Origin of the sequence: Serratia nevei (genome assembly GCF_024160145.1) — a bacterium.
Lineage (GTDB): Bacteria > Pseudomonadota > Gammaproteobacteria > Enterobacterales > Enterobacteriaceae > Serratia > Serratia nevei_A.
In genome coordinates, this window is record NZ_JAMYWQ010000221.1 from 1 (window position 1) to 213 (window position 213).

Consider the following 213-nt stretch of genomic DNA (forward strand, 5'->3'; position numbering starts at 1 on the left):
GCAGATCCAGGAGCTGGGTGGCCTGGCGTTCATAGAACGTCAGGAGAACATCGTGTTGCTGGGGCCATCGGGCGTGGGCAAGAGTCATATTGCTGCCGCTCTGGCCTATAAGTGCGCGATGGCCGGGCTAAGCGTCCGATTTATTACCGCCGCAGACATGATGCTGCAACTGGTCGCCGCTCACCGCCAGGGGGAACTTAAAGGCTATCTGAG

1 protein-coding gene is annotated in these 213 nt (G+C 59.2%); it reads left to right on the forward strand.

Annotation, left to right across the window (positions count from 1 at the left end):
• On the forward strand, nt 1-213 hold a 213-nt coding region (locus M6G53_RS25470), incomplete at both ends, for an ATP-binding protein (RefSeq protein ID WP_253335332.1).